The sequence below is a fragment of the bacterium genome, assembly GCA_035703895.1.
Taxonomy (GTDB): Bacteria; Sysuimicrobiota; Sysuimicrobiia; order Sysuimicrobiales; family Segetimicrobiaceae; genus Segetimicrobium.
The window spans coordinates 1-10,017 of sequence record DASSXJ010000151.1; the positions used below are offsets into that span (position 1 = coordinate 1).

Sequence of the window (10,017 nt, forward strand, 5' to 3'; positions counted from 1 at the left end):
TCAAGGTAATACCGTCCCATCACGGGGAGACCGCAGGCGATGACCACGGCAACCAGCACCGCCGCCACCGCTCGTCGTGGGGCGATGCGCAGGATCCCATTGGTGATCAGCATCGCGTAGAAGGGGAACACGAAAGAGTACCAGCGGGGGTAGATGGAGGCCGGCAACACCAAAGGCAACAGCGCCATCGTCCCGATCGGTACGACGAGGACCAGCGCAGGGAGCAACATGCCGCGCGCCCCCACGATGGCCAGCGCGACAAACGGCAGGACCGCGCCAACCTGCGCGGCGCTCAGCGGCGAGCCCGGGAACAAGAAACTTCCCAGTCCGAAGAGGGAACCGCCGAAGGCGAACAGCCCGCCGACGTCCAAGAGCGGGTGTGGTGCCCACCCCCACCCGTGATGCCGGGCGATCTGCTCGAAGAAGAACGACATCCACGGGATGAACAGGATGCCCGCGACCCCTACGTCGGTCATCCACTCCCCCAGCCGCCGTCGATCACGCCACGCGGTCCAGACGCCGTGCGCGCCGATCACGAGAAACCCAAGATAATGCGTGTAGACCATCGCCGCCGTGGCGCCGATGTAGGCGGGGCGCCACCACCACGGTCGGTCGGGAAGGATCAAGAGCAGGGTGGCCGCCAAGGTGAGCATTTGCAAAAGTGTGTACATTCGGGCATCCTGCCCGGCCATCACCTCAAACGGCGAGATCGCAACGAGCAGCGCGGCCACGAGCGCCGGGATGGTTCCCGACAGCCGCCGCATGATCGCGTAGGTCAGTGGGACGCAGAGAACGCCGAACACCGCCGACGGCGCTCTCAGCGCGACCTCGCCCGTCCCCGCGATACCGGCCCACGCCTTGATCAGCGCGTAGTACAACGGCGGGTGATTGTCGTGTGTCGCCAGGAAGTCCAGCAGATCGCGCCAGCCCTTGTGGACCACATAGGCGACGAACGCCTCATCGAACCACACGCTGTTCCGGCCGATGAGAGCGGCGCGCAGGCCCACGGCAACCGCCACGATCACCGCCAGTCCCGTGTATCTCCGCAAATCCTGCTCCCTCTTTCTTGAGGTCACTCGCAATCGAACGGCTTCCTCTCTATGCATGCCCCCCCTCCTAGCTTCGGAGACCTCCGGGACGCCTTTCCGTTGACAGGCCCCCTGGGGCCGAGTACACTCCCCGTTGGGTGAGCGCTGTGATTTCCAGCAATGATTTCCGTCCCGGAGTCCACTTTCTGCTCGACGGCGAGATGTACGTCGTGATCGCCTCGGATCACGTGAAGGTCGGCCGCGGACCGGCCTACGTCAAGGCCAAGATCCGCAACACGAAAACCGGTGCCACGACCGAGCGGACCTTTCGCGCCGGCGAGCGGGTCCCGCTCGTGTACCTCGAGCGCAAGACGATGCAGTACCTGTACACGACGGGCGACGAGTTCATCATGATGGACAAATCCACCTACGAGCAGCTGTCGCTGCCCCGGACGTTGCTGGGGGAGGCGGTCCGGTTTCTCACCGAAAACATGGACGTCACGGTCGTCTTTCACGAGGAGACCCCCATCGGGGTGGAGATGCCAAACGCGGTGGACCTCCGCGTCGTCGACACCGCCCCCGGATTTCGGGGAGACACGGTGAGCGGAGGCTCCAAACCCGCCACCCTCGAGACGGGGGCGGTGGTCCAGGTGCCCTTGTTCGTGATGGCGGGCGAAGTCGTGCGGATCGACACCCGTACCGGCACCTACCTCGAGCGCGTTCGGTGACTCCACCCCCCGGCGTTTGCCCCCCGAACCCACCTGCCAATGTGATATTATAGTAGGAACTGTCACGTCCCGTGGCGTGCGCGTGGCCACGCGGCGGAGACGCCCGCAGCTCCGGCGGCGTTTCGGCCTGATCGACCGGATGGCGCGACGGGTAACGCGCCGGGAGGAGGAGCACCATGGCCATCGAGAGCGAGACGACGCACCAAGTGGCGGTCAACGAGTTTCAACGGCACGCCAAGGATACCGGGTCTCCTGATGTGCAGATCGCCCGTCTCACCGAACGGATCAACCATTTGAGCGACCATCTGAAGGTTCACAAGAACGATTTTCACTCGCGCCGGGGGCTGCTTCGGATGGTCGGGCAGCGGCGGCGGCTTCTCACCTATCTCAACACGCACGAGTTGGAGCGCTATCGCGCGATCGTGGACCGGCTCGGATTGCGTCGGTAGAGCGGAGCGGGGAGCCCCCGCTCCGTCACCGTCTTGAGCATCTCGGGAGGGACGCAAGCGATCAAGAGGAGGAGGACGCGGTGATACGAGAGCAGTCTCATCCCACTGGGCGGACCGCCCGTGTGGAGGTCCAGCTCGATGGGCGCCCGTTATCGATTGAGACGGGACACCTGGCCAAACAAGCCAACGGGGCCGTCGTGGTGCGGGCCGGCGATACGATGGTGCTGGTCACCGCCACGATGTCGGCGGCGCCTCGGGAAGGGATCGACTTTTTCCCGCTGACGTGCGATTACGAAGAGAAGATGTTCGCCGCCGGGAAGATCCCCGGCGGTTTTTTCAAGCGCGAAGGTCGGCCCGGCGAGCGGGCCATCCTGACCGGGCGCCTGATGGACCGGCCGCTCCGCCCGTTGTTCCCCAAGGGGTTCCGGCGCGACGTGCAGGTCATCGCGACGGTGCTCAGCACCGATCAGGACAACACCCCGGACCTGCTGGCCGTGACCGGGGCCGGGGCGGCGCTCTCTATTTCCGACATCCCCTTCGCCGGACCGGTGGCCGCGGTGCGGATCGGCATGCAGGACGGCCGGCTGGTCCTCAACCCATCGCAGCGACTCCTCGATGAGAAAGCCACGGATCTCGATCTCGTGGTCGCCGGCACCCGCGAGGCGATCACGATGGTCGAAGCGGGCGCGCGGGAGATCCCCGAAGAGCGCCTCCTCGAGGCCCTCGACATGGCCCACCGGGAGATCAAGCGGATCATCGGCGTCATCGATGATCTGGCCCGCGAGGTCGGCCGCCCGAAACTCGCGGTGGAGGCCGTCGGCCACGCCGAGGTGGACGCCGCCGTCCGGGATGTCGCCTCGCGCCGCATCGCGGACGTCTTGCGGCGCCCGGACAAGCAGTCCCGCGAGACGGGGCTGGCCGATGCGAGCGCCGAGGCCCAACTCACCCTTGCGGAACGATTTCCCGGTCAGGTCAAGGTGGTGGCGGATGCCGTCGATGCCTTGATCAAAACCGAAGTCCGCCGGATGATCCTCAACGAGGGAGTCCGGCCCGATGGGCGGACGCCGACCGAGATCCGCCCACTCGACGCGCAGGTGGGTCTGCTCCCCCGGGTGCACGGGTCGGGCCTCTTCGTGCGCGGACAGACGCAGGTGTTGACGGCGTGCACGCTCGGGACGGGCCAGGACGAGCAGATCATCGACGACCTGAGCCTCCGGGAACGGAAGCGCTACATGCACCATTACGATTTTCCGCCCTACAGCGTCGGCGAGGTCCGCCCGCTTCGGAGTCCTGGCCGCCGCGATATCGGACACGGCGTCCTGGCCGAACGCGCGGTCGAGGTGATGGTCCCGCCGGAAGAGGAGTGGCCGTACACCATCCGGCTCGTCTCCCTGGTGCTCGAATCCAACGGCTCCACCTCGATGGCGTCGGTGTGTGGCAGCACGCTGGCGTTGATGGATGCCGGCGTCCCGATCCGCAAGCCGGTCGGCGGGATCGCGATGGGCCTCATCACCGGTCCGGACGGCGATCAGCGGGTGGCGATCCTCACGGACATCCAGGGGATCGAAGACGCGATGGGCGACATGGACTTCAAGGTGGCCGGCACCCGGGATGGCGTGACCGCGCTGCAGTTGGATATGAAGATTCGTGGGCTGCCCAGGGAGATCTTCCGGCAGGCACTGGCGCAGGCCCGGGACGCGCGTCTCCGGATCCTCGACGTCATCGAGCGGACGATCCCCGCCCCGCGGGCAGAGATGTCGCCGTACGCTCCGCGCATCACCACCGTCCTCATCAATCCCGAACGGATCCGCGAGGTGATCGGTCCCGGCGGCAAGGTGATCAACAAGATCACCGCCGAGACGGGCGTCAAGATCGACATCGAGCAGGACGGCCGGGTGCTCATCGCCTCGGCCGACGCGGACGCGGCGGTACGCGCCCGCCGGATGATCGAGGATATCGTGAAAGAGGCGAAACCCGGCGAAGTGTACCGCGGCAAGGTCACCCGTCTCATGAACTTCGGGGCGTTCGTCGAGATCTTTCCGGGAAAGGAAGGGCTCGTGCACATCTCCGAGCTGGCCCCCACCCGGGTCAACAAGGTCGAAGACGTCGTGAAGATCGGCGACGAAATCGAGGTCAAGGTCAAGGAGATCGACAACATGGGCCGCGTGAATCTGACCCGGCGCGGCTTGTTCTCGGCCGAGGAGATGGCCGCCGCTGCGTCCCGGCCGGACAGCGGCGGGGATGGCACCGGGAGCGAAGGGGATCGGCCCGAACGATTCGACCGGCGCGGGCCGAGGGATCAAGGGCGCGGTCCGCGGCGAAAGCGGAGCCCCTAGTGACGCGCACCGATCCTGGCGTGAGAGAAGCCTCCGCGAGGAGGCTTCTCGGCTACCTGCGGGTCAGCGGTCCGTTCCGCACCGGTACGCGCGGCGCCGACGCCGCGGGGAGTCCTATGGATGGGGACGGCGATGGCGGTTGATCAGGCGCTCTACCGGCGCACGGTGCTCTCGAACGGCCTCATCGTCATCACCGAGCCGATGGACCACGTGCGGACGATCGCGCTCGGCGTCTGGGTCGCCGCCGGGTCCCGCTTCGAAGACGTCCCGCGCAACGGCGTCTCCCACTTTATCGAGCACATCGTGTTCAAAGGCACCGCGACCCGGTCTGCGCTTGCGATCGCGGAGGCGATGGATGCGATCGGGGGTCAACTCAACGCGTTCACGGACAAAGAGCAGACGTGTTACTACCTCCGCGTGATCAGCGAGCACCTCGAGGAGGGGCTCGGCGTGCTGGCCGATATGCTGCTCCATCCGGCCATCGAGTCCGAGGCACTCGAGCGTGAGCGGCAGGTCCTCGCCGAGGAGATCAAGATGTACGAGGACGCCCCGGACGACCTGGTCCACGATGTGTTCGCGGAGACCCTGTGGCCCGGCCATCCCCTGGGGCGGCCGGTGTCGGGCACCCTCACGACCCTCGCGGGGCTGCGGGGCGACGACCTGCGCGCCTACATGGCCGACCGCTACCGGCCCGACGCTGTGCTTGTGACTGCCGCGGGGCTGCTCGAGCACGACCAGATCGTCGAGCTCGTCGAGCATGCGCTCGGGCCGTGGGCGGGGCGCGCGACGCCGAGCGTTCATCTTCCCCCCACCGCGCAGCGGGCCACGGCGTATCGGAGCAAGGAGATCGAACAGGTCCATGTCTGCCTCGGCGTTCCCGGACTCCGCCAGGCCCACCCGGATCGATACGGGCTGGCGGTCCTCGATTCGGCGCTCGGCAGCGGGATGAGCAGCCGGTTGTTCCAGGAGATCCGCGAAGAGCGTGGCCTGGCGTATGCCATCTCGTCGTACCAAATGGCCTATAGCGACGCCGGCGCGTTCGCGGTGTACGCCGCCGCGAGCCCCCTCGCCGCGCGCGAGGTCGTCCGGCTCACGCTGGAGGGGCTCGTCCGCGCTCGGGAAGGGTTGACCGCCGATGAAGTGTCCCGCGCCAAAGAATCGCTCAAGGGCAGCCTGATGTTGGGTCTGGAGACCCCGGGGAGCCGGATGTCGAAATTGGCCCGCTCCGAGATCTATTTTGGCCGGCAGATCACGCTGGACGAAATCCTCGCCGACGTGGCCGCCGTACAGGGTAAGGATGTCCGGCGGCTGGCGGAGGAGTTGTTGGTGCTGGACCGGCTCGCTCTGGCCGCGATCGGTCCATTCGATCAGCAGCCGGGTCTCGCCGGCGCCATCGAAGAGGAGGTGCGGGCGCGTGCCGATGCATAGAGTCGTCGTGACGGGCGCCGCGGGGCGGATGGGGCGCGCCGCGGTCCGGACCATCTCGCGGCGCGATGACATGATGTTGGTGGGCGCGCTGGGCCGCATCACAGGCGTCGGCCAGGACGCGGGCATGGTGGCCGGCGCGGGCGCGATAGGGGTGCCGATCACCGCGAATCTTCCGGAGATCTTTCTCGTGGGGCGCCCAACGGTGCTGGTCGATCTCAGCCGGGGGGAGTCGGCTTCCGAGCACGCGCTCACAGCACTTGATCACGGCGTGCCGGTGGTGATCGGGGCGACGGGATTCTCGCCGGACGCGGTCGCGGCGCTGCGAGAGCGCGCCGCTTCGCAGCGCGTCGGTGTGCTCATCGCGCCCAACTTTGCGCTCGGCGCGTTGCTGATGATGGAGTTTGCCCGTCGGGCGGCGCGCTACTTTCCGCACGTCGAGATCATCGAGCTCCACCACGATCGGAAGCGGGACGCGCCGTCCGGAACGGCGGCCCGGACCGCCCGGTTGGTGGCTGAGGCGCGCGGGCCGGCGCCCTCGGCGGTGGTGGCGGAGACCGCGACCGTAGACGGCGCGCGGGGCGGGGTGATAGATGGTGTGCACGTGCACAGCGTCAGGTTGCCTGGACTGGTGGCCCATCAAGAGGTGCTGTTTGGAGGCCCCGGCCAGACCTTGACGATTCGGCACGACTCGACCAGTGAGGAATCGTTCATGCCGGGGTTGACGCTGGCGATTCAGCGGGTCGGGACGCTCACCAATCTGGTCGAGGGGCTGGAGCACGTGCTCGAGCCGTAGGGGAGGGGAGAACGCCATGGCCGGGTATCGAGTGGCGGTGGTCGGCGCGAGCGGAGCGGTCGGCCAGACCGTGCTCCGGGTGCTCGAGGAACGCGGGTTTCCCGTCGCGTCCCTCCGCGCAACCGCGACCGCGCGGTCGGCGGGGCGCACGGTGACATTCCGGGGCGAGGCCCACACCATCGTCGAGACGTCGGGGGAGGCGCTCCGGGGTGTGCAGATTGCGTTCTTTGCGGCCGGGAGCGAGGTCAGCGAGCGGCACGCCCGCGCGGCTGCGGCGGACGGGACGCTCGTGATCGACAAGAGCTCGACGTTCCGGATGGAGCCGGACGTGCCGCTCGTGATCCCCGAGGTGAACCGGCACGCGATCCGCCGCCACCGCGGCATCATCGCGACCCCGAACTGCTCGACGATCACGATGGTGATGGCGCTCGCGCCGCTGCACGATCTCGTGCCGATCCGGCGGGTCGTCGCCTGTACGTATCAATCGGTGTCCGGCGCGGGCCGGGACCAGATGGACGCCCTCCTCGAGCAGAGCCGCCGGCTCCTGGATCGGCCCGACCTGCTTCGGGAGCATCCCCAGCCCGATGAGGTGGAGCGCGTGACGGGCACGCCGCTGCCGATCGCGTTCAACCTGCTTCCTCAGTGGAAATGGCTGCCCGGCGGGGTGACGGATGAGGAAGACAAGATGGTGCGGGAGACCCGGAAGGTCATGGAAACCGAGATCCCGGTGAGCGTGACCACGGTCCGGGTCCCGGTGCTCGTCAGCCACCTCATCGCGCTCCATGTCGAGTTCGCGGGCCCGCTGTCGATCGACCGGGCGCGCGGGGCGCTCGCGGCCGCGCCAGGCGTCGAGGTGGTCGACGATCCGGAGCGGGGGGCGTATCCGACGCCGCTGTACGCGACCGGCCGGGACACCTGCGTCGTAGGGCGCGTCCGCCCGGACGCCACGATCCCGAATGGGTTGTGCCTGGTCGCGGCGACAGATAATCTGCGGAAGGGCGCGGCGCTGAATGCCGTCCAGATCGCCGAGGCCGTGGTGGAGGAAGGGCTGCTCGTCCCGCTGCGCGCCTGACGCGCCGCGGCAGGAGCCTCGCCGGGGAATCCTGAAGGTTCCTCATGGATCGCAGCACGTCGAGAGATGAGAAGAGGAGGGAGAGCGATGGCCAGTTTTGGATACGTCATCACCGCGATGGTGACGCCGATGGACCGCCAGCTGGCGGTGGACTACGATCGGGCGGCGGCGCTGGCCAAGCGGCTCGTCGACTCCGGCTCCGATGGGTTGGTCGTCTGCGGCACGACGGGGGAATCGCCGACGCTTACCGACGAGGAGAAAGTCCGTCTCTTCCGCACCGTCCGGGAAGCCGTGGGTGGCAGGGCGAAGGTGATCGCCGGCACCGGCACCTACGACACCGCACACAGCATCCATCTCACGCGCGAGGCCGAGCGGGCCGGATGCGATGGGGTGTTGCTCGTCAACCCGTATTATAACAAGCCCTCCCAGGAGGGCCTGTACCGGCACTTCAAAGCCGTGGCGGAGAGCACCCAGCTTCCGGTGATGCTCTACAATATCCAGGGCCGGACCTCGGTGAACTGCGAGCCCGCGACGATCGCCCGGCTGGCGGAGGTCCGGAACATCGTGGCGGTCAAAGAGGCGAGCGGGAGTCTCGACCAAATGTCCCAGATCCGCAAGCTCACGCCTCCGGAGTTTCATCTGTACAGTGGGGATGACAGCCTCACGCTTCCGCTGCTGGCAGTGGGCGGCACCGGGATCGTGAGCGTCGCCGGCCACCTGGCGGGCCGGGAGATCAAGGCCATGATCCAGGCCTTTCAGGCCGGCGACGTCCGCCGGGCGCTTGAGCTGCACCTCCGCCTGTGGCCGTTGTTCAAAGTGCTCTTCATCACCACCAATCCGACGCCCGTCAAGGCGGCGCTGGCCCTGGCGGGGTTCGATGTGGGCGGGCTGCGGCTGCCGCTCGTCGAAGCGACGGCCAAGGAACGCGAGCAGATCGCCGCGGTGCTCAAGGACCTCGCCCTCCTTCCCGTGGCCGCCTGAACGAGGAACTCTCCGCCCTCCACGCTCGGATCCGGCGGTGCCGGCGCTGTCCGCTGTGGCGAACGCGGACACATGCCGTGCCCGGCGAAGGGTCCGGGGATCTCGGTGTGGTGCTCGTGGGCGAGGGTCCGGGCGTGGAAGAAGATCTTGCCGGCCGTCCGTTCGTGGGTCGCGCCGGGCGGCTTCTTGACGAACTGCTGGCCAGCATCGGAGTGCGCCGGCAGGAGTTCTACGTGACGAACGTGATCAAGGATCGGGCCGCCTCGTCGACCGAGCCCGTGCGCGACCGGCCGCCCGTCCCCTCGGAGCTGGCCGCGTGCGCGCCGTGGCTTCGCTCCCAGATCGATCTGATCCGGCCCCGGATCGTTGTCACGTTGGGCCGCTTCGCGCTGGCGGCGTTCCTTCCGAACGCGCGGATCAAAGACGTGCATGGGCGTGCGCAGGCGTGTGGCGACCGCACGATCCTCCCGCTCTACCACCCGTCGTACGCGCTACGGAATCCTGGCGTGCGCCCCGTGCTCTTTAGAGACATGAGAGCGCTCGCGGCACTGTTGGAGCGCGCGCCGGGGACTGGCGGCCGGTGAGCGCCCGGCGCCGCCGCGGTCGGCGGACGGGCGCGACGCCCCGGGTGCGCCCGCGTCCCGAGGCGGGCCGGGCCGATCAGGTCCCGCCCGGAGAAGCCGGCGCCGCCGAGGTACGGCGGGCAGATGGCCTCCAGATCATTCCGCTTGGCGGTCTGGGCGAGATCGGCAAGAACAGTGTGGCGATCCGCATCGGTCGCGACATCCTGATCGTCGATGCCGGGTTGATGTTCCCCGACGAGGAGATGCTTGGTATCGATCTTGTGATTCCGGACTTTCGGGCGATCACCGCCGAGGGCTCGGTGCGTGGGATCGTGCTCACGCACGGACACGAAGACCATGTCGGCGGGCTCCCCTACCTTCTGAGAACCGTTCAGGCTCCGGTCTACGGGACGCCCCTCACGCTCGGGCTGGCCCGCCGCCGGGTTGAGGAGAGCAAGGGCGTCAAGATGAAGGGGATTCCGACGAAGCCCCGTCGTCCCTTCCGGGTCGGACCCTTCGAGGTCGAGCTCGTGCACGTCAACCACAGCATCCCCCAGGCCTGCGCGGTCGTGGTGCGCACGCCGTCCGGCACGGTGGTGTGTACGGGCGACTTCAAGTTCGACCAGACGCCGATCGACG

At 67.9% G+C, this 10,017-nt stretch carries 10 protein-coding genes; 9 read left to right on the forward strand and 1 reads right to left on the reverse strand.

Annotated features, from left to right (window positions below; translation table 11 throughout):
* Positions 1-1,049: glycosyltransferase family 39 protein (locus VFP86_10190; GenBank protein HET9000004.1), on the reverse strand; the 1,049-nt coding region annotated here is incomplete at its 3' end.
* Between the two features lie 137 nt (positions 1,050-1,186).
* Between VFP86_10190 and efp the strand changes: the two genes are divergently transcribed.
* The 9 genes from efp to VFP86_10235 all read left to right on the forward strand — a co-directional run.
* Positions 1,187-1,756, forward strand: coding sequence for an elongation factor P (efp, locus tag VFP86_10195; GenBank protein ID HET9000005.1), 570 nt, complete (start codon positions 1,187-1,189; stop codon positions 1,754-1,756).
* A 176-nt stretch (positions 1,757-1,932) separates the two neighbouring features.
* The gene (gene rpsO / locus VFP86_10200) at positions 1,933-2,205 is read left to right on the forward strand and encodes a 30S ribosomal protein S15 (GenBank protein HET9000006.1); all 273 of its coding nucleotides are present in this window, start codon (positions 1,933-1,935) and stop codon (positions 2,203-2,205) included.
* A gap of 80 nt (positions 2,206-2,285) precedes the next feature.
* Complete coding sequence (locus VFP86_10205; GenBank protein HET9000007.1) at positions 2,286-4,541, forward strand: polyribonucleotide nucleotidyltransferase; 2,256 nt, start codon at positions 2,286-2,288, stop codon at positions 4,539-4,541.
* A gap of 120 nt (positions 4,542-4,661) precedes the next feature.
* Entirely contained in the window at positions 4,662-5,969 is a 1,308-nt protein-coding gene (locus VFP86_10210; protein ID HET9000008.1) for a pitrilysin family protein, read from the forward strand.
* Positions 5,962-6,762: a 4-hydroxy-tetrahydrodipicolinate reductase gene (gene dapB / locus VFP86_10215; GenBank protein HET9000009.1), complete on the forward strand. Its 801-nt coding sequence runs from the start codon at positions 5,962-5,964 to the stop codon at positions 6,760-6,762. Before VFP86_10210 ends, dapB begins: the two co-directional genes overlap by 8 nt.
* A 16-nt stretch (positions 6,763-6,778) precedes the next feature.
* The gene (locus VFP86_10220; GenBank protein HET9000010.1) at positions 6,779-7,834 is read left to right on the forward strand and encodes an aspartate-semialdehyde dehydrogenase; all 1,056 of its coding nucleotides are present in this window, start codon (positions 6,779-6,781) and stop codon (positions 7,832-7,834) included.
* Between the two features lie 87 nt (positions 7,835-7,921).
* The gene (dapA, locus tag VFP86_10225) at positions 7,922-8,815 is read left to right on the forward strand and encodes a 4-hydroxy-tetrahydrodipicolinate synthase (GenBank protein ID HET9000011.1); all 894 of its coding nucleotides are present in this window, start codon (positions 7,922-7,924) and stop codon (positions 8,813-8,815) included.
* A gap of 29 nt (positions 8,816-8,844) precedes the next feature.
* Positions 8,845-9,399 (forward strand): uracil-DNA glycosylase, encoded by a 555-nt coding sequence (locus VFP86_10230; GenBank protein HET9000012.1) that lies wholly within the window; start codon positions 8,845-8,847, stop codon positions 9,397-9,399.
* Positions 9,396-10,017, forward strand: a 622-nt coding sequence (locus VFP86_10235; protein HET9000013.1) for a ribonuclease J, incomplete at its 3' end; no start/stop codon positions are given. The genes VFP86_10230 and VFP86_10235, both read left to right, overlap by 4 nt.